The 26252-nt window shown below is 74.8% G+C and carries 19 protein-coding genes; 14 read left to right on the plus strand and 5 right to left on the minus strand.

Annotation, left to right across the window (positions count from 1 at the left end; genetic code table 11):
* Positions 1–3: 3 nt before the first annotated feature.
* From ACZ6J5_RS05890 to ACZ6J5_RS05955, 14 genes are all read left to right on the plus strand, one after another.
* On the plus strand, positions 4–1269 hold the full coding sequence (locus ACZ6J5_RS05890; RefSeq protein ID WP_469388022.1) for a 6-phospho-beta-glucosidase: 1266 nt from the start codon (positions 4–6) through the stop codon (positions 1267–1269).
* The gene (locus ACZ6J5_RS05895; protein WP_469388024.1) at positions 1260–2234 is read left to right on the plus strand and encodes an N-acetylglucosamine kinase; all 975 of its coding nucleotides are present in this window, start codon (positions 1260–1262) and stop codon (positions 2232–2234) included. The genes ACZ6J5_RS05890 and ACZ6J5_RS05895 overlap by 10 nt, the downstream gene beginning before the upstream one ends.
* Before the next feature lie 305 nt (positions 2235–2539).
* Positions 2540–3976: a hypothetical protein gene (locus ACZ6J5_RS05900; RefSeq protein WP_469388026.1), complete on the plus strand. Its 1437-nt coding sequence runs from the start codon at positions 2540–2542 to the stop codon at positions 3974–3976.
* A gap of 11 nt (positions 3977–3987) precedes the next feature.
* Positions 3988–5127, plus strand: coding sequence for a glutamate ABC transporter substrate-binding protein (locus ACZ6J5_RS05905; RefSeq protein WP_469388028.1), 1140 nt, complete (start codon positions 3988–3990; stop codon positions 5125–5127).
* A 15-nt stretch (positions 5128–5142) separates the two neighbouring features.
* A complete protein-coding gene (locus ACZ6J5_RS05910) occupies positions 5143–6420 on the plus strand; it encodes a coiled-coil domain-containing protein (RefSeq protein ID WP_469388030.1) in 1278 nt (425 codons plus the stop codon).
* Positions 6421–6479: 59 nt separating this feature from the next.
* Positions 6480–8888 carry a serine/threonine-protein kinase gene (locus ACZ6J5_RS05915; RefSeq protein ID WP_469388659.1) on the plus strand — a complete coding sequence of 803 codons (2409 nt, stop codon included), beginning with the start codon at positions 6480–6482 and terminating at the stop codon, positions 8886–8888.
* A 2-nt stretch (positions 8889–8890) separates the two neighbouring features.
* Positions 8891–10171 carry a PP2C family protein-serine/threonine phosphatase gene (locus ACZ6J5_RS05920; protein WP_469388660.1) on the plus strand — a complete coding sequence of 427 codons (1281 nt, stop codon included), beginning with the start codon at positions 8891–8893 and terminating at the stop codon, positions 10169–10171.
* A gap of 113 nt (positions 10172–10284) precedes the next feature.
* Positions 10285–11610, plus strand: a complete 1326-nt coding sequence (locus ACZ6J5_RS05925) for a vWA domain-containing protein (RefSeq protein ID WP_469388032.1) — start codon at positions 10285–10287, stop codon at positions 11608–11610.
* 31 nt (positions 11611–11641) lie between these two features.
* A complete protein-coding gene (locus ACZ6J5_RS05930; RefSeq protein WP_469388034.1) occupies positions 11642–12847 on the plus strand; it encodes an FHA domain-containing protein in 1206 nt (401 codons plus the stop codon).
* A 77-nt stretch (positions 12848–12924) separates the two neighbouring features.
* Positions 12925–13329 carry a globin gene (locus tag ACZ6J5_RS05935; protein ID WP_046907220.1) on the plus strand — a complete coding sequence of 135 codons (405 nt, stop codon included), beginning with the start codon at positions 12925–12927 and terminating at the stop codon, positions 13327–13329.
* Positions 13330–13499: 170 nt separating this feature from the next.
* Positions 13500–16814, plus strand: a complete 3315-nt coding sequence (locus tag ACZ6J5_RS05940) for an FtsX-like permease family protein (protein ID WP_469388037.1) — start codon at positions 13500–13502, stop codon at positions 16812–16814.
* Between the two features lie 68 nt (positions 16815–16882).
* Positions 16883–19678: an FtsX-like permease family protein gene (locus ACZ6J5_RS05945; protein ID WP_469388040.1), complete on the plus strand. Its 2796-nt coding sequence runs from the start codon at positions 16883–16885 to the stop codon at positions 19676–19678.
* Positions 19675–20622 carry an ABC transporter ATP-binding protein gene (locus ACZ6J5_RS05950; RefSeq protein WP_469388042.1) on the plus strand — a complete coding sequence of 316 codons (948 nt, stop codon included), beginning with the start codon at positions 19675–19677 and terminating at the stop codon, positions 20620–20622. The genes ACZ6J5_RS05945 and ACZ6J5_RS05950 overlap by 4 nt, the downstream gene beginning before the upstream one ends.
* A 48-nt stretch (positions 20623–20670) precedes the next feature.
* Entirely contained in the window at positions 20671–21324 is a 654-nt protein-coding gene (locus ACZ6J5_RS05955; RefSeq protein ID WP_469388044.1) for a hypothetical protein, read from the plus strand.
* On the opposite strand, the gene ACZ6J5_RS05960 is transcribed toward ACZ6J5_RS05955, so the two are convergent.
* The 5 genes from ACZ6J5_RS05960 to ACZ6J5_RS05980 all read right to left on the minus strand — a co-directional run bounded on the left by ACZ6J5_RS05960 (position 21296) and on the right by ACZ6J5_RS05980 (position 26189).
* On the minus strand, positions 21296–21820 hold the full coding sequence (locus ACZ6J5_RS05960; protein ID WP_469388046.1) for a GNAT family N-acetyltransferase: 525 nt from the start codon (positions 21818–21820) through the stop codon (positions 21296–21298). The two genes, ACZ6J5_RS05955 and ACZ6J5_RS05960, sit on opposite strands and share 29 nt — an antisense overlap.
* Positions 21817–22500, minus strand: a complete 684-nt coding sequence (locus ACZ6J5_RS05965; RefSeq protein ID WP_469388048.1) for a DUF8010 domain-containing protein — start codon at positions 22498–22500, stop codon at positions 21817–21819. The genes ACZ6J5_RS05960 and ACZ6J5_RS05965 overlap by 4 nt, the downstream gene beginning before the upstream one ends.
* On the minus strand, positions 22497–22922 hold the full coding sequence (locus ACZ6J5_RS05970; protein WP_362475840.1) for an acyl-CoA thioesterase: 426 nt from the start codon (positions 22920–22922) through the stop codon (positions 22497–22499). The genes ACZ6J5_RS05965 and ACZ6J5_RS05970 overlap by 4 nt, the downstream gene beginning before the upstream one ends.
* A 7-nt stretch (positions 22923–22929) precedes the next feature.
* Positions 22930–24594 (minus strand): energy-dependent translational throttle protein EttA, encoded by a 1665-nt coding sequence (ettA, locus tag ACZ6J5_RS05975; protein ID WP_469388050.1) that lies wholly within the window; start codon positions 24592–24594, stop codon positions 22930–22932.
* 263 nt (positions 24595–24857) lie between these two features.
* The gene (locus ACZ6J5_RS05980; protein ID WP_469388053.1) at positions 24858–26189 is read right to left on the minus strand and encodes a Cys-Gln thioester bond-forming surface protein; all 1332 of its coding nucleotides are present in this window, start codon (positions 26187–26189) and stop codon (positions 24858–24860) included.
* Positions 26190–26252: the final 63 nt, after the last annotated feature.

Raw genomic sequence — 26252 nt, forward strand, 5'->3', positions numbered from 1 at the left:
GTTATGAAGCTCGCTGTCGTGGGGGGCGGCTCCACCTACACCCCCGAACTGATCGACGGGTTCGCGCGCTTGCGCGACACCCTGCCCATCACCGAACTCGTCCTCGTCGACCCGGCCGCCGACCGGCTGGACCTGGTCGGCGGCCTGGCCCGGCGGATCTTCGCCAAGCAGGACCACGAGGGCCGGATCACCACCACCTCGGACCTCGACGCCGGTGTCGAGGGCGCCGACGCGGTCCTGCTCCAACTGCGCGTCGGCGGCCAGGCCGCCCGCGAACAGGACGAGACCTGGCCGCTGGAGTGCGGCTGCGTCGGCCAGGAGACCACCGGCGCCGGCGGCCTCGCCAAGGCACTGCGCACCGTCCCGGTCGTCCTGGACATCGCCGAGCGGGTCCGCCGCGCCAACCCGGACGCCTGGATCATCGACTTCACCAACCCGGTCGGCATCGTCACCCGGGCGCTGCTCCAGGCCGGCCACAAGGCCGTCGGGCTGTGCAACGTGGCGATCGGCTTCCAGCGGAAGTTCGCCGCGCTGCTCGGCGTCTCGCCCGCCGAGGTCCACCTCGACCACGTCGGCCTCAACCACCTGACCTGGGAGACCGGGGTGCGCCTCGGCGGCCCCGAGGGCGAGGACGTGCTGCCCCGGCTGCTCGCCGAGCACGGCGAGGCCGTCGCCGCCGACCTGCGCATGGACCGGGACCTGGTGGACCGGCTCGGCGTCGTCCCCTCGTACTACCTGCGCTACTTCTACGCGCACGACGAGGTCGTGAGGGAGCTCGGCACCAAGCCCTCGCGGGCGGCCGAGGTCGCCGCGATGGAGAAGGAGCTCCTGGAGCTGTACGGGGACCCCTCGCTCGACGAGAAGCCGGCCCTGCTCGCCAAGCGCGGCGGTGCCTTCTACTCGGAGGCGGCCGTGGACCTGGCCGCCTCGCTGCTGGGCGGCGGCGGCTCGCCGTACCAGGTGGTGAACACGTACAACAACGGCACGCTGCCGTTCCTGCCGGACGACGCCGTCATCGAGACGCAGGCGGCGGTGGGCCCGGCCGGTGCCGTGCCGCTGGCCGTGCCCCGGCTCGACCCGCTGTACGCGGGGCTGATCGCGCACGTCACCGCCTACGAGGACCTGGCCCTCCAGGCGGCCCTCAAGGGCGGCCGGGACCGCGTCTTCAAGGCGCTGCTCGCGCACCCGCTGGTCGGGCAGTTCGAGTACGCCGAGGCGCTGACCGACCGTCTGATCGCGCACAACCGGGAGCACCTCGCGTGGGCGTGAGAGGGATCGCGCTGGCCGTCGACGCCGGCAACAGCAAGACCGACGTCGCCGTCGTCGCCGAGGACGGCCGGGTCCTCGGCGCGGCGCGCGGCGGCGGGTTCCAGCCGCCCGTGGTGGGCGTGGAGACGGCCGTCGGCGCGCTCGCCGAGATCGTCGGCCGGGCCTGCGCCGAGGCCGGCGTCCCGGCCTCCTTCGAGGTGGTCGCGGCCTGCCTGGCCAACGCCGACCTGCCGGTGGAGGAGGCGGAGCTGCAGGCGGCCCTGGAGGCGCGCGGCTGGAGCCCCTCGGTCCATGTGCACAACGACACCTTCGCCATCCTGCGCGCCGGGATCGACGAGCCGAGGGGTGTCGCCGTGGTCTGCGGGGCCGGGATCAACTGCGTCGGGATGCTGCCGGACGGGCGGACCGCGCGGTTCCCCGCGATCGGGAAGATCTCCGGCGACTGGGGCGGCGGCGGCGGACTCGCCGACGAGGCTCTGTGGTTCGCGGCGCGCGCCGAGGACGGGCGGGGCGAGCCCACGGAGCTCGCCCGCACCCTGCCCGGGCACTTCGGGCTGCCGACGATGTACGCGCTGATAGAGGCGCTGCACCTGGGGCGGATCGAGGCCGAGCGGAAGCACGAGCTGACGCCGGTGCTGTTCCGGACCAGCGCCGGGGGCGACCCGGTGGCCGGGGCGCTGGTGGACCGGCTGGCCGACGAGGTGGTGGCGCTGGCCTCGGTCGCGCTCGGGCGGCTCGGACTGCTCGACGAGGCCGCCCCGGTGATGCTGGGCGGCAGCGTGCTGGCCGCCCGCCATCCGAGGCTCGACACCCGGATCGCCGACCTCCTCGCGGCGAAGGCGCCGAAGGCGGTGATCGGGGTGGTGGCCGCCCCGCCGGTGCTGGGCGCGGGGCTGCTCGCGCTGGACGCCTGGGGCACCGGCCCCGAGGCGGCGGGCCGGCTGCGGGAGCACTACGGGGCCTGAGCGGGCCCGGCGGCGGACCAGCCGCGGACGCGGGGCGTTCCCTCACGGGAGCGCCCCGCACGTGCGTTCACCCGTACGAGCGACGTTCGAGAAGGAACCGATCACGGCCGGATGTCGTATTCAGAGTGAGGGATGTGTGAAGGGGGGTTCGCCCGCGGAGGCTCCGCGGCCATGCGGCACGATAGGAACAAGATCGAGTCAATCCCGGTGTGCGTCCGGGCCACTGCGGCCATACTGCTGGCCGGGAGGCGGCCACCGCTCCGCCGGACGGACCGGTCGACGTCTCAGACCGAGGGGGAGGTCACGTGACACACCCGCCGAACGCGCCCGCCGCCTCGGCGGCGCAGGGCACCGGCAGCGCGCCCGCGCGACCGGGCTCCGGCGTGCCCGCGCAGTCCGGGGCCGGCGTCCCGGCCGAGGTGCCGCCGCCCGCGGCGCCCGGCGCCTGGGCGCAGGGCCGCGAGCTGCTGCGCCGGGCCGCCACGACCGAGCCCGGCCGGCTGCGGGTGCTCGGCGCCCTGCTGGCGCTGCTGGTCGTCGCCTTCGGCGCGGTCACCGCCTTCGAGGTCGCCGACCGCGCCTCCGCCACGGACGACGTGGTGGGCCGCAGCCAGCCGCTGAGCGCCGACGCCGCCGACATCTACCGCTCGCTCGCCGACGCCGACGCCACCGCCGCCAGCGGCTTCCTGGCCGGCCCGCAGGAGCCCGAGCAGATCCGCGAGCGGTACACGGACGACGTCACCACCGCCTCCCGGCTCCTGGTGAAGGCCGCCGCCAGCACCGAGGTCTCCGGCGAGTCGGCCCGCGAACTGGCCACGCTCAGCGAGCACCTGCCCCGCTACACGGGCCTGGTCGAGCGGGCCCGCGCCGCCAACCGGCAGGGCCTGCCGCTCGGCGGCGCCTACCTGCGCTACGCGAACCAGACGATGGCCCAGGAGCTGCTGCCCGCCGCCGAGCGGCTGTACGCGGCGGAGACCCGGCGGCTGCACGAGGACGACGACGCGGCCCGCGTCCCGCCCTTCCTCTCCGTCGCCCTCGGCCTCCTGGCGCTCGCCGTCCTGGTCTGGGCCCAGCGCCGCACCTACGCGCGCACCAACCGGGTGTTCAACCGGGGGCTGCTCGGCGCGACCGCCGCCTGCCTGGCCGGACTGCTGTGGCTGCTCGCCGGGCACGGACTGGCCCGCGCGGGGCTCGACGAGGCCCGCACCCGCGGCCAGGACTCCCTCCAGGTCCTCAACGAGGCCCGGATCAGCTCCCTCAAGGCCCGCGCCAGCGAGAACCTGACGGTGGTGGCGCGCGGCGCCGTGCTCACCGAGGACGGCAAGCGCGACAAGTACGAGGCGGACTACACCGCCAGCGTCTCCGCCCTCACCTCGGCGCTCGCCTCGGCGACCCGGCTCGCCGACGACGAGGAGGGCCGCGGCCCGCTCACCGAGGCCGCAGCCCGGGCCGGCGAGTGGCGCGAGCGGCACGCCCAGGCACGGGAGAAGGACGACGCGGGCGACTTCGACGGGGCGATGCAGCGGATCATCGGGCCCACGGAGTCGACCGGCCAGTCCTTCGACCAGGTCGACGCGGCCCTCGGCCGCGCCCTCGCCCACGAGCAGGACGAGTTCACCCGCGCCGCCGAGAGCGGCCGGGCCGCGCTGACCGGGCTGCCGCTGGGCGCGGCGGTGCTCGGGGTGCTCGGCGCGGCCTGCGCCGTGACGGGCGTCAACCGCAGACTGTCGGAGTACCGGTGAGAGGGGGCGGAATGCCGGAGGGCATCACGCACACGGACCCGGCGGGCCCGGCGTCCGGCGCGGCCGGCGGCCCCGGGGCGGTCCGCCTGACCGCGCGCCGGGTCGCCGGACGGCTGCGCGGCTGGGGCGGGGTCGCCGCCATGGCCACGGTCTGCGCGCTGACCGCCTCGGCGGCCCTGCTGTCGCTGCCGCACGCCTCGCCCGGCGCCGCGCAGGGGCCCGTGACGGGACCCGGGGTGGGCGTCGGCGTGCAGGTGCGGGCCGGGAGCGGCGAGAGCGCCGACGACTGCGACCGCCCCGAGGCCTCGCTGAGCCCGTCCGGCGCCGACGGCCCCGCCGTGGCCGCGATCAAGCAGCGCGGCAAGCTGATCGTGGGTGTCGACCAGAACAGCTACCGCTGGGGCTACCGCACGCCCGCCACCACCACCGTGCTGCCCGACGGGCGCAAGGAGACCAGCCCCGGCAGGCTGGTGGGCTTCGACATCGACCTGGCCCGCGCCATCGCCAAGGACATCCTCGGCGACGAGGACGCCATCGTCTTCCGGACCATCCCGACCAACCAGCGGATCGCCGCCCTGGAGAGCCGCAAGGTCGACCTCGTGGTCCGCACGATGACGATCAACTGCAAGCGCATCCAGCAGGTCTCCTTCTCCACCGCCTACTTCCAGGTCGGGCAGCAGATCCTCGCCCCCAAGGACTCGGAGATCACCGGCTACGACGCCTCCCTCAGCGGCAAGCGGGTCTGCACCGCCGAGGGCTCCACGGCCTACGAGGAGCTGGAGGAGAAGTCCTTCGGCGCGGTCTACAAGGACGTGGGTGACGGCACCAAGGACGACCCCGACCTGCTGACCGTCCCCAACCAGCTCGACTGCCTGGCCCGGCTCCAGATGGGCGAGGTCGACGCGGTCCTCACGGACAACGCGCTGGGCGCCGGCCAGGCCGCCCAGGACCCGGCCGTCGAGCTCAAGGGGAAGCCGTTCACCACCGAGTACTACGGAGTGGCCGCCAAGCTGGGCGACGACGACCTGGTCCGCCGGGTCAACAAGGTCCTCGTGGACTACCGGCAGGGACCCTGGCAGAGAGCGTACGAGACCTGGCTGAAGGCGGACCTGCCCGGGATATCCGGGCCGCCCGCACCCACGTACAAGTAGAGCGAGAGGTGACCGATGGGCGTCACGGGACCCCCTGGGCCGGTGATGGACCGGGACGAGGTGGACCGTGCGCTGGCGCGCCTCGGCGCGGAGCACAAGGCGGTCGAGGACTCGCTCCTCGCGCTCCAGGACCATGCCGGCCGCCGGCTGCTCGAAGGGGCCGAGCTGACCGGCACCACCCGAGAGCGCTGGCAGTCCACCGAGCGCACGATCACCCTGCTCTGGAGCTGTTTCGACGTCTACACCGCCGCGCTGCGCGACGCCCGTGAGGTGCGCGCCCGGCGCCGCTGGCCCGGCCGCGAGGAGCTCGCCGAGCTGACCGACCGGCTGCGCGGCGAGAGCGTGCACGTCCCGGGCGGCGGGCTGGAACAGACCCCGCTGTCCGAGCGGTTCACCCTGGAGGGGCTGGTGCGGCGGATGAACGAGCTGTACGCGGGCTCCCTCGACGTGATCGTCACCGCCGACGCCGTCTGGTCGGCGCTGCCCGCCCGGATAGACCTCCTCGCCGCCGAGCTGGGCCGCACCCGCTCGCTCGCGCACTCCGTCGGGGTCCGGCCCGGCGAGCACCCGGCCGGCGACGAGCTGGCCGGGATCACCGCCGAGCTGACCGCGCTGCGCTCCCAGGTGGTCTCCGACCCGCTGGCCTTCTGGCGCCCCGCGGCGGGCAGTTCGGCCCCCGGCGGGGGCCGCCCCGACACCGGCAGGTACGACACCGCCGCCCGCGCGCTGGAGGACGTCCGGCGCGAGATCGAGGCGGTGCTCCAGGTCCGGCAGGACTCGGAGGACCGGCTGCTGCGGCTGCGGGACGTGCTGTCCCGCGCGGACCGCACCCTCGCCGAGGCCCGGGCCGCGCGCGGCGAGGTGCTGGCGAAGATCGCCGCCTCCGAGGTGCCGGCCGTCAGCGGGCCGCCGACCGCGCTGCACGAGCGGCTGGCCGCCGCCGCCGAATACCGCAGGCACGCCCAGTGGCACCGGCTCTCGCCGCTCCTGGACGCGCTCGAACGGGAGGCGGAGGACGAACTGCACCGCGCCCGCGAGTCGCTGACGGCGGTGACCGCGCCGCTGGCGGTCCGCGCCGAGCTGCGCGGCCGGCTCGACGCGTACAAGGCGAAGGTGGCCCGGCTCGGCGCGGCGGAGGACCCGCTGCTGATCGAGCGGTACGACGCGGCCCGCCGGATGCTGTGGAGCGCCCCCTGCGACCTGCGGGTCGCCGAGCAGGCGGTGCTGCGCTACCAGCGGGCGGCGACCGAGACGCTCTCGGGGCCGAGGGACGACAGGGGGAACGAGTGGTGAGCGGGGAGTCCGGAGTGAGCAGCTGCCAGCGTCCGACGTGCGAGGGCGCGTACGAGGACATGGGCGGCGGCGAGCTGTACTGCGACACCTGCGGCCTCGCCCCGGTCGTCGCCCCCGACGGGCTGCTCGCCGCCACCCCGACGGGGCTGGCCGCCGCCGGCCGGGGCTCCGACTCCGCCCGGTCGGGCTCGCGCGCCTCCTCCCGCTCCTCGCGGTCCTCGACGTCGCGCCGTTCGGTGTCCGGCCGGCTCTCCCGGGCGCTCTCCGGGCCGGGCACCGCGCCCTCGGTGTCGGTGCGCAGCTCCGGCTCGGGCGCCTCGCAGTCGGGCCGGGGCCGGCTCGGCGCGGGCCTGGTCACGGTCCCCGAGGTGCCGCGCCCCGACCCGCGCGCCGCGGTGATGGCCAAGCCCGAGGTGCCCGAGCGGAAGCGATTCTGCTCCCGCTCCGACTGCGGGGCCCCGGTGGGCCGTTCACGCGGCGACCGGCCGGGCCGCACCGAGGGCTTCTGCACCAAGTGCGGGCACCCGTACTCCTTCGTGCCCAAGCTGCGCGGCGGGGACGTCGTGCACGGGCAGTACGAGGTGGCGGGCTGCCTCGCGCACGGCGGCCTCGGCTGGATCTACCTCGCGGTCGACAAGGCGGTCTCCGACCGCTGGGTGGTCCTCAAGGGCCTGCTCGACACCGGCGACCAGGACGCCATGGCGGCGGCGATCTCCGAGCGCCGCTTCCTCGCCGAGATCGAGCACTCCAACATCGTCCGCATCTACAACTTCGTCGAGCACCTCGACCCGCGCACCGGCTCCCTCGACGGCTACATCGTCATGGAGTACGTGGGCGGCAAGTCCCTCAAGGAGATCGCCAACGACCGGCGCACCCCCGACGGACGCCGCGACCCGCTGCCGGTCGAGCAGGCCTGCGCGTACGGCATCGAGGCCCTGGAGGCCCTCGGCCACCTGCACAGCCGCAACCTGCTGTACTGCGACTTCAAGGTCGACAACGCGATCCAGACCGAGGACCAGCTCAAGCTCATCGACATGGGCGCGGTCCGGCGGATGGACGACGAGGAGTCGGCCATCTACGGCACGGTCGGCTACCAGGCGCCCGAGGTCGCCGAGCTCGGCCCCTCGGTCGCCAGCGACCTGTACACGGTGGCCCGCACGCTGGCCGTGCTGACCTTCGACTTCCAGGGCTACACGAACGTCTTCGTGGACGCGCTGCCCGACCCCGAGGGCATCGAGGTGCTGCGCACCTACGAGTCCTTCTACCGGCTGCTGGTGCGGGCCACCGACCCGGACCCGGGGCGCCGCTTCGGCTCCGCGCAGGAGATGGCCGAGCAGCTGACGGGCGTGCTGCGCGAGGTCGTCGCCCTCCAGTCGGGCCGCCCGCGCCCGGCCCTGTCGACGCTCTTCGGGCCGGAGACCCGGGTCACCGACACCGAGCTGTTCGAGGAGCACACGGACGACGTGTCGGTGCTCGGCGCGCGGGCGCCCCGGCGCGGCCGCAAGGCACTGCCGACCTCCGTCGCCGGGCGCGGCGGCAGCTTCCTGCGCCCGCTCGACGTGCCCGCCACCGCGCTGGCGCTGCCGGTGCCCCGGGTCGACCCGGGCGATCCCAACGCCGGTTTCCTCGCCGGTCTGCTGGCCGCCGCCCCCGCCGAGCTGCTCACCGCCCTGGGCGCCGCCCCGGTGCCCTCGCTGGAGCTGCGGCTGCGGGAGCTGCGGGCGCGCCTGGAGATGGGCGAGGTCGTCGAGGCGGGCCGGGCGCTGGCCGCCCTGGAGGAGCGGCACCCGGACGACTGGCGGGTGGTCTGGTACCGGGGCGTCACCTCGCTGGTCACCGGGGACCAGGCGGGTGCCGCGCTCTCCTTCGACGCGATCTACGACGCCTTCCCGGGCGAGCCCGCGCCCAAGCTGGCGCTGGCCGTCTGCGCCGAGCACCTGGGCCAGCTGGACAACGCGGCAGAGTACTACCGGCTGGTGTGGACGACCGACCCCAGCTACGTCAGCGCCGCCTTCGGGCTGGCCCGGACGCAGCTCGCGGCGGGCGACCGGGCGGGCGCGGTGCGCACGCTGGAGTCGGTGCCGGAGTCGTCCATCCACTACACGGCGGCCCGGGTCGCCGCCGTGCGGGCCCGGCTGCGCCGCCGCCCGGCGAACGAGCCGCTGGGCGCGGACCTGACGGCCGCCGCCGCGCAGGTCTCGGCGCTCCAGGGCTTCGGTCTGGACGCGGTGCGCCGGGAGCGGCTGTCGACGGAGGTGCTGGGCACGGCGCTGGACTGGGTGCTGTCCGGGAGCCCCGGCGCGGGCCCGGCCGGCACGGTGCTGCTCGGCAGCGCACTGGACGAGCGCGGACTGCGCTTCGGCCTCGAACGCTCCTACCGGGTGCTCGCCCGGCTCGCCCAGCGGGGCGAGGAGAGGATCGAACTGGTGGAGCGGGCCAACCGCTTCCGCCCCAGGACGTGGGTGTGAGTATGTCCCTGAAGCCCAAGCTCCCGCACCCCCTGGGGACCTGCCCCGAGTGCGCCGAGCCCCTTGAGTCGGGCGACCGCTACTGCGGGGCCTGCGGGTTCGACCTGTCGGCGGTGCCGGCGGCGGAGCCCGGGGCGGACCGGCCGACGGTGCCGATCGCGCTGCCGGTGGACTGGCCCGAGGCGCCCCCCCGGGACCCCCAGTCGCTGACCACGGCCACCCAGCACCCCGGCGACCTGCCGGGCACCGACTCGGGCGGCCGGGACCTGCCGGCCGCCGGACCGGCAGCCGCACCCGCCGCACCCGCGCCCGGAGGCGGGGACTTCACCCTCGCCGCGCCCGATCCCCGGGCCGCCCTCCGGTCCGAGGGCGACGGGCGGAAGCTGTGCGTGGCGTGCCGGACCGGGCGGGTCGACCGGGACGGGTACTGCGAGCACTGCGGGCACGCGCAGCCGCGCGAGCGCGACCACATGGAGGAGGAGCTGCCCTCGGTCGCCGCCGTGAGCGACCGGGGACTGCGCCACCACCGCAACGAGGACGCCTTCGCCGTGTCCTCGACCGCGCTGCCGGACGGCTCCCCCGCCGCGCTCGCCATCGTCTGCGACGGGGTCTCCTCGGCGACCCGGCCCGACGAGGCGTCCAGCGCCGCCGCCTCCGCCGCCGGTGCCGCGCTGCTCGCCGCGCTGCCGCGCGGGACGCACCCGCAGCAGGCCATGCACGAGGCGATCGTGGCCGCCGCCGAGGCGGTCAACTCCCTGGCGGCGGAGCCCTCCAGGGAGCGCGAGCACCAGAACGCCCCGGCCTGCACCATCGTCGGTTCGATCGTCGCGGGCGGCCTGCTCGTCGTCGGCTGGGTCGGCGACAGCCGGGCCTACTGGGTCCCGGACGACCGCACCGCGCCGCCCGCGCGGCTCACCGAGGACGACTCGTGGGCGGCGCAGATGGTCGCGACGGGGCTGATGAGCGAGGCGGAGGCGTACGCGGACGAGCGCGCCCACGCCATCACCGGCTGGCTCGGCGCCGACGCGTACGAACTGGAGCCGCACACCGCCGCGTTCAAGCCGGACCGGCCGGGCGTGGTGGTGGTCTGCACCGACGGCCTGTGGAACTACGCGGAGGGCGCCGAGGACATGGCCAGGGTGGTGCCCCCGGACGCCGCCGGGCGTCCGCTGCACGGGGCGCAGGTCCTGGTCGGGCACGCCCTCGACGGCGGAGGCCACGACAACGTCACGGTCGCGCTGCTGCCGTTCGCGCTTCCGCCCGCGGGGGCAGGATCGGCCTGAGGCCGCGCCCGCCCGGCCCCGACCCCTCTCCCGTTCCTCGTCCCCCGTCCCGACACCGACTCTCCGACTTCCCCTTCACCTCACGTGACCGTGAGCCGAGGAGCCTCATCACCATGGCCAACTTCTCCAAGCCGACCGGGCCCCAGTTCTCGGTGGACGTCTACCAGAACGAGTTCCTGCCCGAGGGCGGCCGGGACGTCAACGCGATCGTCACCGTCACCGCCACCGGGGGCGGCACCGCCGCCGCCTCGGTCACCCCGGGCGGCGGGTCCGCCGCCGTGGTGCTAATGCTGGACTGCTCCGGTTCGATGGACTACCCGGCCACCAAGATGCGCGGGGCCCGCGAGGCCGCGGCCGCCGCGATCGACACGCTGCGCGACGGCACCTCCTTCGCGGTGGTCGCCGGCACCCATCTGGCCCGGGAGATGTACCCGGGCGGCCGGCGGCTCGCCGTCGCCGACTCCCGTACCCGCGCCGAGGCCAAGGAGGCGCTGCGCGGGCTGAGCGCGGGCGGCGGCACCGCGATCGGCACCTGGCTGCGGCTCGCCGCCGGGCTGCTCGACTCGGCCGACGCGACGATCCGGCACGGCATCCTGCTCACCGACGGGCGCAACGAGCACGAGTCGCCGGAGGACCTGCGGGACGCCCTGGAGGCGTGCGCGGGCCGTCTGACCTGCGACGCGCGCGGGGTGGGCACCGACTGGGAGGTCAAGGAGGTGACCGGCATCGCCTCGGCGCTGCTCGGCACCGCCGACATCGTCGCCGACCCGGCGGGGCTCGCGGCGGACTTCACGGCCCTGATGGAGCGGGCCATGGACAAGGAGGTCGCGGACGTCGCGCTGCGGCTGTGGACCCCGGTCGGGGTGGAGATCGGCTTCGTGAAGCAGGTCGCGCCGACGGTCGACGACCTGAGCGCCCGGCGCACCGAGGCGGGCCCGCGCGCCGGGGACTACCCGACGGGTTCCTGGGGCGACGAGTCCCGCGACTACCACGTCTCGGTCCGGGTCCCGGAGGCCGCGATCGGCCGGGAGATGCTGGCCGCCCGGGTCTCGCTGATCGTCCCCGACCCGGCGGGCGGCGCGCCGACGACGCTGTCCCAGGGGCTGGTGCGGGCGGTGTGGACGGACGACATGGCGATGTCCACGTCGATCAACCCGCAGGTCGCCCACTACACGGGGCAGGCGGAGCTCGCGGACGCGATCCAGGAGGGCCTGGACGCTCGCAAATCGGGCGACCGGGACGGCGCGACCGCCAAGCTGGGGCGTGCGGTGCAGCTCGCGACGGCCTTCGGCAACGCCGATACGGCGAAACTCCTTTCGAAGGTGGTGGACGTGGTCGACGCGGCGACGGGTACTGTGCGTTTGAAGGCGAAGGTCGCGGAAGCGGACGAGATGACTCTCGAAACCCGCTCCACCAAGACCGTTCGTGTGAAGAAGTGACGCCGAAGTGACGAGAGGGGGAAGCGCCGACATGCCGACCTGCCCGAACGGACACCAGTCGGTCTCCGACGACTGGTGCGAGGTCTGCGGCCACCGCATGGCCGCGGCGGCTGCGCCGACGGGTGCCGTACCGCCGCCTCCCCCGCCGCCGCCCGCGTACGGCTACCCCGGACCGGGCGGTCCGGCCGGTCCCGGCGGACACCTCGGCCACGGTGCCGGTGCCCCCGGCGGTCACGGCGGTCACGGCGGTTACGACCCGGGCGCGACCTCGCAGGCCGAGCTGTGCCCGCAGTGCCGTACCCCGCGCGAGCACGCGGCGCCGTTCTGCGAGGAGTGCCGCTGGAACTTCCTCACGAACACGGCGACCTCCTACACACCGATCGCCCCCGCCCCGCAGCAGGGCCCGCCGCCCGGGCTGAACCTGCCGCCGGGCTTCCAGTCGCCGCCCGCGCCGCCGCGCCCGCAGCAGCAGGAGCCCTTCGGCGACCCGTACGAGTACCAGGGCTCGCGGCCCTCGCAGGTGAACCGGCCGGCCGAGCCGCTGGGCGCCGACCCGACCCACCACCAGGCGCCGCCGCAGCGCCCGCAGCCGCCGCAGGTCCCGGGGGCCTTCCAGCAGGCGCCCCCTCCGCCGCCGCCCGCGCCGGGCCCCATGGCGCCGCCGCGCGCGGACGACGACTGGATGATCTCGCCGCCCTCGCAGCCGCAGCACCAGCCGCCGCACCAGCCCCACCAGCCCCAGCACCAGCCGCCGCACCAGCAGCAGCCGGGACCCCCGGCGCCGCCGGCCGCGCCGGTGCCGCCGCCGCAGTTCCGGCAGCCGGCGCCGCCCGCGGGCTGGACGGCGCTGATCGGCCCGGACCGCGACTACTTCATGGCGATGATGCAGCGCAGCGGCCCGGAGGCGACGGGGCTCAACCTGCCCGCGTACTCCCCCGAGCAGCACATCCGGCTCCAGGGCGGCCAGGTCAGCGTCGGCCGCCGCCGGCACTCCACCGGCGAGTCCCCCGACATCGACCTGTCGGTGCCGCCGGAGGACCCGGGCGTCTCGCACCAGCACGCGGTGCTGGTGCAGCAGCCGGACGGCTCCTGGGCGGTGGTGGACCAGAACTCCACCAACGGCACCACGATCAACGGCTCCGCCGACCCGATCCAGCCCTATGTCCCGGTCCAGCTCCAGGACGGCGACCGGGTCCACGTGGGTGCCTGGACGACGATCACCATCCGGCGCGGCTGAGCCCCCGCCGCCGCGGAACCCCGGGCCGAAGTCCTAAGCCCGGGGTCCTCGTCCGAGCCATCTGAGACGATGGAACGGTGAACGAGATTCCGCGCGGCACGCTTCAGGAGCAGACCTTCTACGAGCAGGTGGGTGGCGAGGAGACCTTCCGTCGCCTGGTCCGCCGCTTCTACCAGGGAGTGGCGGAGGACCCGCTGCTGCGGCCGATGTACCCCGAGGAGGACCTCGGCCCGGCCGAGGAGCGGCTGGTTCTCTTCCTCATGCAGTACTGGGGCGGCCCCCGCACCTACAGCGACCACCGGGGCCACCCCCGGCTGCGGATGCGGCACGCCCCCTTCACCGTCGACCGGGCGGCGCACGACGCCTGGCTGCGGCACATGCGGGACGCCGTGGACGAGCTGGAGCTGGCCCCGGAGCACGAGGCGCAGCTGTGGCGGTACCTGACCTACGCGGCGGCGTCGATGGTCAACACCGCGGAGTGAGACATTCCGGAGTGACACGCTCCGGAGTGACACATTCCGGCGACGGGACCCCGAATAACGGTCACGATCGCATCAAGGTCGCGTCGAAAGCGTTTTCCTGATCGATATCCCTCTGAAAGCATCCGATGAACGTTCGAAACTGAACGATCACGGTGTTTTCAGGGGGATGGGTGACGGGCTTCGTACTTCTGCGCGTCAGGGCACACCGGCTGCTTCTCGCCGCCGCCCTGCTCGCCGTTCTGCTCACCACCTCGGTCCTGGCCACGCTCGCCGCGTTCTCCGGATCCATCGGTGACGCCGCGCTCCAGGGCACCCTCCAGGGGCGCTCCGCCCCCGCCGCCGCCCTGATCGTCTCCGGCCAGGTCCCGCCCGAGAAACGGGCCACCGCCGAAGCCGCAGTCCAGGCGGGCGCCAAGGCCACCTTCGACGGGCTCCCCGTCACCGTACGGAAGCTGGAGCGCTCCGGGCCGTACGCGCTGCCCCGCTCCCTCCAGGCCCCCGCCGCCCGCTCCGGCGACCCGGACCTCACCCGCTTCGCCGCGCTCGACCGCTCCCGGATCAGCCTGGTCAGCGGCGCCTGGCCGAAGACCACCGGCGCCGCCGACACAGTCGAGGCCGCCCTCCCCGAAGAGGCCGCCAAGCTCCTCAAGATCGGCCCCGGCACCGTCCTCGACCTCACCGACCGGCTCGGCGGCAAGCCCCTCAAGGCCCGGATCACCGGCCTCTACCGGCCCGTCGACACCGCCGACCTGTACTGGCAGCTCGACGACGCCGCCGGCCGAGGCGTCAAGACCCTCGTCTTCACCACGTACGGCCCGCTGGTCACCGACCCCGCCGTGCTCGCCTCCGGCCGGCTCACCTCCGGCGGCGCCTCCTGGCTGGCCTCCGCCGACTTCACCGGCCTCACCACCGACCGGATGGCCTCGCTGCGCGCCGCCGCGTCCACGGCCCCCGACAAGATGGCCGCCGACACCACCCCCTTCGGCACCAACATCACCGCCTACACCTCGCTGTCCCGGGTCCTGGAGCAGACCGACCGCGCCCTGCTGGTCTCCCGCTCCACCCTCGGCATCGTCGCCGTCCAGCTCGTGCTGCTCGCCGCCTACGCGCTGCTCCTGGTGGCCCGGCTGCTCAGCACCGAACGCTCCGGCGAGACCGACCTGCTGCGCGCCCGCGGCGGCTCCCGGCGCCGGATCGCCGGCCTCGCCACCGTCGAGGCGCTGCTCCTCGCCGTGCCCGCCGCCATCGCCGCCCCGCTGCTCTCCGGGCCGCTCACCCGCCTCTTCGCCGACCGCTCCGCGCTCGACGCGCTCGGCGTCCGGCTCGACGCCACCGCCCCGCCCGCCGTCTGGCTGGTCGCCGCCCTCGTCGCCCTGTGCTGCGCCGCCGCCGTCGTGGCACCCGCGCTCGCCGCCGGCGACGGCGCCGCCGTCTCGCTGCGCAAGGGCCGCTCCGCCACCCTGCCCGGCTCCGTCCGCGCCGGCGCCGACATCGGCCTGCTGCTCATCGCGGGCGTCGCCTACTGGCAGCTCGACCGGCAGACCGGCGAGGGCACCGGCGGCGCGCTCACCGGCGACCGCTCCGGCGGCCTCGGCATCGACCCGCTGCTCGTCGCCGCGCCCGCCCTCGCCCTGCTCGCCGGCACCGTCCTGACCCTGCGGCTGCTGCCGCCCGCCGCGAAGCTCGCCGAGCGGCGCGCCGCCGGCGGCCGGGGACTGCCCGCCGCGCTCGCCGGCTGGCAGCTCAGCCGCCGCCCGCTGCGCGGCGCGGGCCCGGTGCTGCTGCTGGTCCTCGCCGTCGCCATGGGGATGCTGGCCATCGGCCAGAGCGCCTCCTGGAACCGCTCCCAGCACGACCAGGCCGACTTCCGCACCGGCGCCACCGTCCGGGTGCTCAGCGCGGGCCCCGGCGACCCGGCGCAGACCCAGCGGATCGCCGCCGTCCCCGGGGTGCGCGAGGCCGCCTCCGTGCACCGGGGCGGCACCGACGTCGCCGGACACCTCGCCACCGTCCTCGCCATGGACACCCGGCGGGCCGCCGACGGGATGCTCTTCCGCTCCGACCTCACCGACGCCCGGGGCGCGCACCCGCTCGCCGCCGTCCAGCCCAAGGCCGGACCCCGGCCCGGCTTCCCGCTCCCCAAGGGCGCCCGCACCCTCCACGTCGACCTGCGCGACACCGCCCCCGCCGACGCGCCCGCCGCCCAGGTCACCGCCGTCCTGGAGGACCGCTACGGCGTCCCGTACCGGCGGCTGATCGGCAGCCTGCCCGGCGACGGACGCGGCCACCGGCTCAGCCTCCCCCTCGCCGAGCTCGGCGACCCCGCGAACTTCGGCCTGGCCGGCCTGGAGATCTCCGGGCAGTCCCAGTGGGGCGAGGGCGGCGGCGGCCACCAGCTCCTCGTCGAGCGGCTGTCCGTCGACGGCCCCGGCGGCACCGCGCAGCCCCTCGGCGACGCCGCAGCCCTGGCCGGCTGGGCCGGCTCGTACGCGGCGGTGCTCGCCGACAGCCAGACCCAGAACATCCCGCTGCGCGCCCTGCCCGCGAAGAACGCCCTGGTCAGCCTGCCGTTCCACGTCGCGCCCGAGAACGCGGACGGGCGCGGCGGCACCAAGTCGTACACCCTCGCGCTGACCGCCCCCCGGCCCGCGCCGCCCAGGACCATCCCGGCGATCGTCACCGACGCCTTCCTCGCCGCCGCCAAGGCCAAGCGGGGCGACCGCCTCGACGTCACCTTCAGCGGCTCCACGCTGAGCGTGACCATCGCCGACGTCGTCCGCGAGCTGCCCACCACCGGCCCCGGCGCCCGCGCGGTCTCCGCGACCGCCCCCGCCGCCACCCCCGAGGACGGCGGCGCGGTCCTGGTGGACCTGTCCGCCGCGAACCGCGCGCTCTCCCTCACCTCCTCGACCCTGGCGCCCACCGAGTGGTGGCTGACCACCGAACCCGGCCGCGCCGCCGACGTCGCCAAGACCCTCCGGGCCCGCCCCGACGCCGACCCCGCGCTCGTCCTCGAACGGGACGAGACCGCCAACGACCTGCTCGGCGACCCGCTCGGCGCCGGACCCAACTCGGCCCTCATGGCCGTGGCCGTCGCCGCCGCGACCCTCGCCGCGGTCGGCTTCGCCGTCGGCTCGGCCGGCTCCCTGCGGGAACGGCAGGCCGAATTCGGGCTGCTGCGGGCGATCGGCGCGCCCCGCCGCCAGCTCGCCCGGCTGGTCGCCGCCGAACAGGGCCTGCTCATCGGCATCGGCCTGCTCATCGGCGTCGGCATCGGCACCGTCCTCACCCGGGCGGTCGTCCCCCTCATCGTCCTCACCGCCCAGGCGGAACGGCCCGTGCCCACCGTCCTGGTCCAGATCCCCACCGGACACGTCGCCCTGCTGCTCGCCGGAGTGGCCGCGCTGCCGCTGGCCGTCGTCGCCGCCATCGCGCTGCGCCGCACCGACCCGGCCGTGACCCTGCGGACCGAGGGGAACCACTGATGCCGCCGACCGCCCCTCCCACCCCGACGCCCCCGGCGCCCGCACCGACCCGCGGAAAGGCGGACGTCATGCCCCGCAAGCCCGCCCGCGCCGTGGCCCCCTGGGTCCGCACCCGGCTGCGGACCGCCCCGGGCACGGCCCTCGCCTACGGACTGCTCGTCCTGGTCACCGCCTTCCTCGCGGCGGCGCTGCCCCGCGCGGTCGACACCTACGAGACCGAGGGGATGCGGCACGCGGTCGAGTCGGCCCCGCCGCACCGCACCGTCGTCAAGCTCACCAACTCCGTCGCGAGCAGCCTGCCCCCGGAGCAGCAGCCCTCCGCGTACCGCCCCGACCGGCTCAAGGCCACCCGCGACCAGCTCACCCCGCTGCTGCCCAAGCCGCTCCGCCCCGACCTGGCGAACTCCGCCTACGGCGCGCGCACCACCAAGCGGGTCCAGGGCCTCGACCGCTGGCTGCCCCAGCCCGACGGGCTGCTGCCCGAGTACGTCCTCGACGCGCTCTCCGACGTGCCCGCCCACTCCACCCTGGTCGCCGGGCGCTGGCCCACGATCGGGCCGGGCGGCGCGATGGAGGCGGCGGTCACCGCGAAGACCGCCAAGGCCATGGGCTTCAAGCCCGGTTCCGTCACCCACGTGCCCGGCACCGACGGCAACAAGACCCCCATCACGATCACCGGCGTCATCGAGCCGCGCGAGCCCTCCGGCCCGTACTGGAACGTCGACCCGGTCACCCACACCCCCCTCTTCACCGCCCGCAGCGGCCTTGAGGTCAAGTGGTACTGGGTGGCCACCCTGCTGCTGGCCCCCGAGAGCGGCCCCTCGCTGCCGCGCACCCTCGGCGAGCCCGAGCAGTACTGGCGCTACGCCCCCTCCGTCGGCCACCTCACCGCCCAGGACAGCGACGCCCTGCGCGCCGCGCTCGACTCCGCCGACGCCGGGCCCGAACTCGTCACGCTGCGCTCCGCGCTCGGCCCGAACGGGCAGTTCGACACCGACCTCGACAAGGTCCTCGGCGAGTACACGGGGATGCGGGACGCCATCGCCGCCGTCGTCACCGTCGCCGCCGTCGGTGTCGGCGCCGTCGCGGTCGTCGTCCTCGCCATGACCGGCGGCCTGTTCACCACCCGCCGGCACGCCGAGCTCGCCCTGCTGCGCGCCCGCGGCGCCTCCCTGACCGGCATCGGCGTACGGCTGCTCGGCGAGACCACCGCCGTCTGCCTGCCCGCCGCCGCGCTCGGCCTGCTGCTCGCGGTGCCCCTGGTCGGCACCACCGGCGGCGCCCGGATGGGGCCCGCCGTCATCGCCGCCGGGGCCGCCGCCCTGCTCGCCTCCCTCGTACTGCCGCTGCGCGCGATGTTCCTGCACCGCCGCCCGGTGCTGCACGGCGGGCGCGAGGACCTCGTCTCCGCACGGCCCTCCCGCCGCCGCACCATCGCCGAACTCACCCTGCTGGTCCTCGCGGTGGGCGCGGTCACCGCGCTGCGCCAGCGCGGCACCGGCGTCGGCGCCGGCGACTACCTGGTCAGCTGCGCGCCCGTGCTCGTCGGCGTGATCGCCGCCTTCGTCCTCATCCGGATCTATCCCGTGCCGCTGCGCTGGGCCGCCCGGCCCACCCGCCGGCTGCGCGGCGCCATCGGCTTCCTGTCGCTGGCCCGCGCGGGCCGCGCCTCCGCCTCCGGCACCCTCCCGCTGCTCGCCCTGCTGATGGCGCTGACCACGGCCGCGTTCGGCGGCTCCGTGCTCGCGGGCGTCGCCGACGCCCGGGACCGGGCGGCGTACCTGGCCGTGGGCGCGGACGCCCGGGTCACCCACGACCTGGGCTGGACCCCGCTGCCCGGCGGACTCGCCGACACCGTACGGGGCTTCCCCGGGGTCCGCGAGGTGTCGCCGGCCCAGATCGAGTACGGCCTGGAGCTGCCGGCCCGCTCGGGGACCACCGAGAACCCCATGAGCGCCCCGCTGGTCGGCGTCGAGCCCTCCTCGTACGCCCGGCTCGCGTCCCGCACCGGCTTCGGCCCCTTCGCCGAGTCCCTGCTGAAGTCCACCGGCAAGGGCGGACCCGGCAGCGTCGGCGACACCACCCGAGTCATCCCGGCGATCGCCTCGCCGCAGGTCGCGCAGCGGCTCGGCGACAAGCCCATCGAGATCCTGGCCGCCGCCGGCCGCTTCCACGTGAAGGTGGTCGCCGTGCGCACGATCACCCCCGCGCTGCCCGACGAGGACTTCCTGATCGTCAACGCGGCCGACCTGGTCAACCGGGCCCCCACCACGCTGCTCGTCACCGGCGGCGGGAGCGGCGGCGCGGCGCTCGACGGCAAGGCGCTGCGGAGCGAGATGACCGCCAAGGGCGCCAAGCTGCACGTGACGCTGAGCCGGGAGGAGCGCTCCCGGTACGTCGACTCGCCCATGCAGACCGGCGCCGAGAACGTCTACCTCGCCGCCGTCGGCGCGGGCGCCGGCTACGCGGTCCTCGCCGTGCTCCTCTCGCTGCTCCAGGTCGCCCCCGAGCGGACCACGCTGCTGGCCAGGCTGCGCACCATGGGCCTGACCCGCGGCCAGGCCCGGCGGCTGCTGATCCTGGAGGCCCTCCCGCAGGCGCTGCTGGCCGCCGTCGGCGGCGCCCTGGTGGGCTGGGCGACGGTCCTGCTGCTCGCGCCCGGCGTCGATCTGGCCCGGCTCGCGCTGGCCGACGCCCCGGCGGAGACGCTGGCGCTCGGCGCGACGCTCCGGGCGGACGTCTGGTCGCTCGGGCTCCCGGCGGCCGGGGTGGTGCTGCTCGCGGGCGCGGCGGCGACGGTACAGGCCTGGTGGGCCTCGCGCAGGGGCTCGATCAAGGAACTCAGGGCAGGAGACGCACGATGACGACGGCATCCGAGACCTCGCTGGAAGAGCTGGAGCGGCGGGCGACGGCCAAGCGCGACCGGCCCTCGTACGGTCATGACGCCCTGATCGCCTGCGACCGGCTGGTCCGCATCTTCAGCACCGACGGCGTGGAGGTGCAGGCCCTCCAGGGCCTGGACCTGCTGGTGAAGGAGGGCGAGCTGATGGCCCTCGTCGGAGCCTCCGGCTCGGGCAAGTCGACCCTGATGAACATCCTGGCCGGGCTCGACGTGCCGACGGCGGGGGCGGCGAAGGTCGCCGGCAGCGATCTGCTCGCCATGGACGGCAAGGCCCGGCTGCGCTACCGCCGCGAGGTCGTCGGCTTCGTCTGGCAGCAGACCTCCCGCAACCTGCTCCCCTATCTGACGGCCGCCCAGAACGTGGCGCTGCCGATGCAGTTGGCGGGCCACTCGAAGAAGAAGGCGCAGCGCGCCGAGGAGCTGCTCGGGATGCTCGGCATCGCCGAGATCCGCGACCGGCGCCCCAGCCAGCTCTCCGGCGGACAGCAGCAGCGGGTCGCGATCGCGGTCGCCCTGGCCAACAACCCGTCCGTGCTGCTCGCCGACGAGCCGACCGGCGAGCTCGACTCGGCCACCGGCGAGCAGGTCTTCGCCGCGTTCCGGCGGGCCAACGAGGAGCTCGGCACGACGATCGTGATCGTCACCCACGACCAGGCCGTCGCCTCCGAGGTGCGCCGCACGGTCGCCATCCGCGACGGGCGGACCTCCTCCGAGGTGCTGCGCCGCACGGAGATCGACGCGGAGGGCCAGGAGTCGCTGGTGGCCCGCGAGTACGCGATGCTCGACCGCGCCGGGCGGCTCCAGCTTCCCGCCGAGTACACCGAGGCGCTGGGCATGGAGCACCGGGTGGCGCTGGAGCTGGAGCAGGACCACATCGGGGTCTGGCCGGACGACGTGGCCCGCTGAGGAAACCGGGCCGCCGCCGGGCGCGTCCCCCCTGTCGGGGGTGACCAGATGACGAAGGCCCTGTCGTACGCGGGCGCCGTGCTCATACCGGGCGGCGCCGGTCTGCTGCTGAACCGGTGGGCGGGCTGGACCATGCACAGCCCCGTCCGGCTCCCGGGCGTGGTCGCGCTGCTGGCCGGTCTGGGGCTGGCGGTCGCCGCCCTGTTCGCGCACAACGCCCTCTTCCGCGAGGGCGGGGGCGCCAGCGTCGCCGCGGCGCTGCTGCTGGTGGCGGGGCTCGGCGCGGTGTGGGTGGAGGCGCGGGACTCCCGGATCCGGGCCGAGGTCGTGGAGTGCGTGGTGGCGGGCGAGGTCACCGTCACGTACCACCCGACCTTCGGCGAGGGCGCCCCCGCGGAGAAGACGCTGTACCACCATCCGCTGAGCTGTCCGGGCGGCTATCCCACGCAGTTCACGGCGGAGCGGCGGGTGGCCGAGGAGAACGGCACGGTACGGATCGCCTACGACCCGGCACACCGGATGGACCCGGTCCTGGAGAGCGACAACACGGCGCACGGCTCGCCGGTGCTGCCGTCGGCCCTGCTGCTGCTCAGCGCGGGCCTCTCGGTGGCGGCGCTCGCGGCGGAGGGGCGGGAGGAACGGGACGGGCGGGAGGGGCCCGGCCGCGGACGCTTCAGGCGTCGGGGCCGGTCAGCGCCATGAGCCCGGCGGCGGTGGGCCGGAAGCCGCACTCCTCGTAGAAGCGGGTGAGGTGCGGCTCGAAGTCGACGTGCAGCCAGTGCGCCCCCGTGGCCCGCGCGGCGTCGGCGGCGGCCCGCACCAGCGCGACGCCGAGCCCGCGGCGGCGCTCGTCCGGGTGGACGGTGGTGTCGAGCACGAAGGCGTGCGCGCCGCCGTCGCCGACGACGTTCACGTAGCCGACGAGCCGCCCGTCGCGGCGGGCGGTGACGTGCAGCAGGCGGCGGGCGAGGACGGGCCCGAAGTCGGTGTCACGGTGGCCGGGCCAGGAGGCGTGGAAGAGCGCGTCGAGCTCGGCGCCGGAGAGCTCGGCGTCGACGGCGAGCCGGATGCCGGGGTAGCCGGCGGGGCCGGGACCGGGACCGAGCGCCGTCGCGGGGCCGGGGTCTGCGGCGGGGCCGGGGTCTGTGGCGGGGCCGGGGTCTGTGGCGGGACAGGGGTCTGTGGCGGGGTCCGTCACCGGGTGGCGCCGCCCGGGGTGACGCTGAGCGTCATCGGCGGCACGCTCCTCAGCGCCACGGCGCCGTACGGGGTGCGCAGCCGCAGCCAGGGGCCGGCGGCGAGCAGGGCGACCGGGAGCTCCCGGTCGGGGAGGTCGGGCAGGAAGCCGAGCGACTGGGCCGCGTGGACGGCGCGCAGCGGGAGCCCGGCGGTGGCGAGGGTGCGGGACCAGATCTCGCGGCCGATGCGGTCGCGTTCGGCCCGGGTGCGCCGCTCCTCGCCGAGGGCCTCGTCGCGGGCGCGGAACTCGGCGACCGAGGCGGCGACCGCGCCGCGCAGTTCCGCGACGGAGGGCAGTCCGGCGACCGGCTGCCAGCCGGAGCGGGGCGGCAGGACGCCGGCCCAGGGCGGTCCCGTGACGGCGCCGGGGACGGCCGCCTTGCCCGCCGACTCCTCGACGCCTTCGAGGAGTTCGCCCGCCGAGACGGTGACGTCCAGCTCCACGGGGTCGACGAGGCGGGCGGTGCGGATCGCGAGCACCTCGAACGACGGGGGCCGCCCGAAGACGGCGAGCGCGCCGGCGCCGGCCTGGAGGCGGACGGCGGCGGCGCGGTCGTAGTGCAGCAGCCGGCGCAGGAAGGCGGCGAGACCCGCCGCCTCCCTGGCGTCGGCGAAGTGCAGGGGCGCGATCACGGTCATGCGGCGGACGTCATCCCGTCGTCGACGTACTCCTGGAGGAACGCGCGCTCCTCCTCGGTGATCCGCCTCGGTCGCTGCGCCGCCAGGTCGAAGGGCACGACGACCGTCGAGGCCCGCACGTACGTGACGTCCGGGTCCTTGATCTCGTACGCGATCGTCAGCGACGCCGCGCCGATCTTGGTGACCCAGGACTCGACGGTCACCGGCTCGTGCCGGTGGACCAGCGGACGCAGGTAGTCGATCTCGTGCCGGGCCACGACGGACCCGCCGGAGAACGACGGGCTCCCGTTCCCCGGCGCCAGCCGGAACATGAAGTCGATCCGCGCCTCTTCCAGATACCGCAGGAAGACGACGTTGTTGACGTGCCCGAAGGCGTCCATGTCCGACCAGCGCAGGGGGCAGGAGTAGAGGTGTCTCGCCATGGGCCGGTCAGCCCCGGGTGAGCTTCTTGTACGTGGCGCGGTGCGGACGGGTGGCGTCCGGGCCGAGCCGCTCGACCTTGTTCTTCTCGTACGACTCGAAGTTGCCCTCGAACCAGAACCACTTGGAGTCGCCCTCGTACGCGAGGATGTGGGTGGCCACCCGGTCCAGGAACCAGCGGTCGTGGGAGACGACCACGGCGCAGCCGGGGAACTCCAGGAGCGCGTTCTCCAGGGAGGACAGGGTCTCGACGTCGAGGTCGTTGGTCGGCTCGTCGAGGAGCAGCAGGTTGCCGCCCTGCTTGAGGGTGAGCGCGAGGTTCAGGCGGTTGCGCTCACCGCCGGAGAGCACGCCGGCCGGCTTCTGCTGGTCCGGGCCCTTGAAGCCGAACGCGGAGACGTAGGCGCGGGACGGCATCTCGACCTGGCCGACGTTGATGTAGTCCAGCTCGTCGGAGACGACGGCCCACAGCGTCTTCTTGGGGTCGATGTTGGCGCGGGTCTGGTCGACGTAGGAGATCTTGACGGTCTCGCCGACCTTGATCTCACCGGCGTCGGGGTCCTCCAGGCCCTGGAGCATCTTGAAGAGCGTGGTCTTGCCGGCGCCGTTGGGGCCGATGATGCCGACGATGCCGTTGCGCGGCAGGGTGAAGCTGAGGTCGTCGATGAGGACCTTCTCGCCGAAGGCCTTGGAGAGGTTGCTGACCTCGACGACGACGGAGCCCAGGCGCGGGCCCGGCGGGATCTGGATCTCCTCGAAGTCCAGCTTCCGCATCTTGTCGGCCTCGGCGGCCATCTCCTCGTAGCGCGCCAGACGCGCCTTGGACTTGGCCTGACGCCCCTTGGCGTTGGACCGCACCCACTCCAGCTCTTCCTTGAGGCGCTTGGCGCGCTTCTCGTCCTTCTTGCCCTCGACCTTGAGCCGCTCGGACTTCTTGGTGAGGTAGGTCGAGTAGTTGCCCTCGTAGGGGATCGCGCGGCCCCGGTCGAGCTCCAGGATCCACTCGGCGACGTTGTCGAGGAAGTACCGGTCGTGGGTGATGGCCACGACGGTGCCCTTGTACTGGGCCAGGTGCTGCTCCAGCCAGTTCACGGACTCGGCGTCGAGGTGGTTGGTGGGCTCGTCGAGGAGGAGCAGGTCGGGCGCCTCCAGGAGCAGCTTGCAGAGGGCGACGCGGCGCTTCTCACCACCGGAGAGGTTGTTGACCGGCCAGTCGGCGGGCGGGCAGCCCAGCGCGTCCATGGCCTGTTCCAGCTGGGCGTCCAGGTCCCACGCGTTGGCGTGGTCCAGGTCCTCCTGGAGCTTGCCCATCTCCTCCAGCAGCGCGTCCGAGTAGTCGGTCGCCATGAGCTCGGCGATCTCGTTGAACCGGTTGAGCTTGCCCTTGATCTCGGCGACGCCGTCCTCGACGTTCTCCAGGACCGTCTTGGTCTCGTCGAGCTTCGGCTCCTGCATGAGGATGCCGACGGAGTAGCCGGGGGACAGGAACGCGTCGCCGTTGGAGGGCTGCTCCAGGCCGGCCATGATCTTCAGCACGGTGGACTTACCGGCGCCGTTCGGGCCGACCACACCGATCTTCGCACCGGGCAGGAAGCTCAGCGTCACGTCATCGAGGATGACCTTGTCGCCGTGCGCCTTGCGCGTCTTGCGCATGGTGTAGATGTACTCAGCCAAGAGAAACCGTCCGGCAAGGAGTGAGTGGGCAGATACACCCCATCTTGCCTGACCGAGCCCCGTCGGCGGAAACCAGTACCGGCCCGAAGTCCTGACCTGCGCCTTCCCCGCACCCCCGGAGTGAGCGGCCGATCACCCTCCGCCCCGGAGATCCCAGGGAGACCCCAGGGAGACCCCGGGAGACCCCGGAAGGCCCCCGGGACGCGGAACGGCCCCGCCGCGCGGTGCGCGGCGGGGCCGTTCCCCTGTTCGGCGGGCCGTGACTACTGGCCGACGGCCTTCTTGCGGCGGAGGAAGAACACCGCGCCGCCACCGACCACGACGAGCGCGACGGCGACACCGGCGATCATCGGGGTGGCGCTGGAGCCACCGGTCTCGGCGAGGTCGCCGCCACCGGTCGTGGAGCCCGTGGTGGAGCCGGTGGTGCCACCGGTGGCCGGGGTCTCGGACGGAGCCGGGGTGCCGGTCGGGGTCTCCGACGGCTTCGGGCCCGGGGTGGACGTCTTGCAGTCGAGGACGCCCTCGATGACCTTCTCGAAGCCGTTCGGGCCCGTGATGGTGAACTTGTACGTCTCGTCCTCGGCGACCGGGACGGTGATCGTCTGGGAGGCGCCGGGGGCGATCTTGTAGCTCTGGCCCTTCAGGTCGAAGGTCCAGTCCTCGTCACCCCTGTTGGAGACGGTGACGTCCACGCCGCCCTTGGCGCAGTTCTCCTTGAAGTCGACCGCCGGAACGGCGCCCTGCTTCGCCCAGGTCGCGTCGATCTGCGCGGTGACGGTGGAGTCGCTGGAGCCGGCCAGGATCAGCGTCTGCTGGCGCTTCTCCGTGGTGCTCGCGAACACGCGGCCGATGGAGACCTTGGTGGTGGACGTCAGGCTCACCTTGGCGGAGCCGTCACCGGCACCGGCCGGGACGTCGACGAAGAGCTCGTCGCCGTCGCTGACGGAGGTGACCGCCGCACCCTTGGCGTTGACGACCTTGACGCCCTGCGGCGCGTCGGCGGACAGCGCGACCTTGGTGACGCCGGCGGCGGCGTTGGTGCTGACCTTGACCGGGCCGAGGCGGCTGCCGGACTTGCCCGCGAGGGAGGTCGGCGTGACGCTGAGGGAGGCCTTGGGCTCCTCCTGCGCCGGCGCCTTCTCCGCCTCGGCGACCAGGTACTTCGCCAGCGCCTTGGCGTCGGCGTCCTTGGGCGCGGTCTCGACGTTGTCCGAGAAGTGCCAGATGGCCGCCTGCGTCGCCGCCGCGGCGTCGTCGTTGGTCAGGCGCCCCGCGTTGGCCTTGGCGGCGAGCGCCGTCAGGTCGTTGACCTCGGGGTAGGAGTGCTGCAGGATCCAGCGGATCTTGCCGGCGTTCTTGTTGTCGTGGAGCGTCGACTCGTCCCAGCCGACCTCCTTGTAGGACGTGCCCGACTTGGTCTTGGTGAACAGGTCGATGCAGTACGCCTTGAGCGAGCCGCCGCCCTTGACGCTGAGGTCGAAGAGGCCACCGCGGTAGGTGTGCGTCTCCTTGCCGACCTTGACGTCGATGTCACCGCCGTCGACGACCGACCCCAGCGTCGCCGCGGCGCCGCCGGTGCTGATCTCGTCGGCCATCGCGGGACCGGCGATCGCTATGGACCCGGCCGCGACGAGGCCGGAGACCAGAGCCGCGGCTGC

This window comes from Streptomyces sp. NPDC042100 (assembly GCF_055582325.1).

Bases quoted from the DNA above. Each gene is read 5' to 3' on its own strand.
- ACZ6J5_RS05890 (WP_469388022.1), top strand. From the start codon at position 4: ATGAAGCTCGCTGTCGTGGGGGGCGGCTCCACCTACACCCCCGAACTG.
- ACZ6J5_RS05920 (WP_469388660.1), top strand. From the start codon at position 8,891: ATGTCCCTGAAGCCCAAGCTCCCGCACCCCCTGGGGACCTGCCCCGAG.
- ACZ6J5_RS05955 (WP_469388044.1), top strand. From the start codon at position 20,671: ATGACGAAGGCCCTGTCGTACGCGGGCGCCGTGCTCATACCGGGCGGC.
- ACZ6J5_RS05925 (WP_469388032.1), top strand. From the start codon at position 10,285: ATGGCCAACTTCTCCAAGCCGACCGGGCCCCAGTTCTCGGTGGACGTC.
- ACZ6J5_RS05980 (WP_469388053.1), bottom strand. From the start codon at position 26,189: ATGGCCGACGAGATCAGCACCGGCGGCGCCGCGGCGACGCTGGGGTCG.
- ACZ6J5_RS05950 (WP_469388042.1), top strand. From the start codon at position 19,675: ATGACGACGGCATCCGAGACCTCGCTGGAAGAGCTGGAGCGGCGGGCG.
- ACZ6J5_RS05905 (WP_469388028.1), top strand. From the start codon at position 3,988: ATGCCGGAGGGCATCACGCACACGGACCCGGCGGGCCCGGCGTCCGGC.
- ACZ6J5_RS05970 (WP_362475840.1), bottom strand. From the start codon at position 22,922: ATGGCGAGACACCTCTACTCCTGCCCCCTGCGCTGGTCGGACATGGAC.
- ACZ6J5_RS05910 (WP_469388030.1), top strand. From the start codon at position 5,143: ATGGGCGTCACGGGACCCCCTGGGCCGGTGATGGACCGGGACGAGGTG.
- ACZ6J5_RS05915 (WP_469388659.1), top strand. From the start codon at position 6,480: ATGGGCGGCGGCGAGCTGTACTGCGACACCTGCGGCCTCGCCCCGGTC.
- ACZ6J5_RS05965 (WP_469388048.1), bottom strand. From the start codon at position 22,500: ATGACCGTGATCGCGCCCCTGCACTTCGCCGACGCCAGGGAGGCGGCG.
- ACZ6J5_RS05930 (WP_469388034.1), top strand. From the start codon at position 11,642: ATGCCGACCTGCCCGAACGGACACCAGTCGGTCTCCGACGACTGGTGC.
- ACZ6J5_RS05945 (WP_469388040.1), top strand. From the start codon at position 16,883: ATGCCCCGCAAGCCCGCCCGCGCCGTGGCCCCCTGGGTCCGCACCCGG.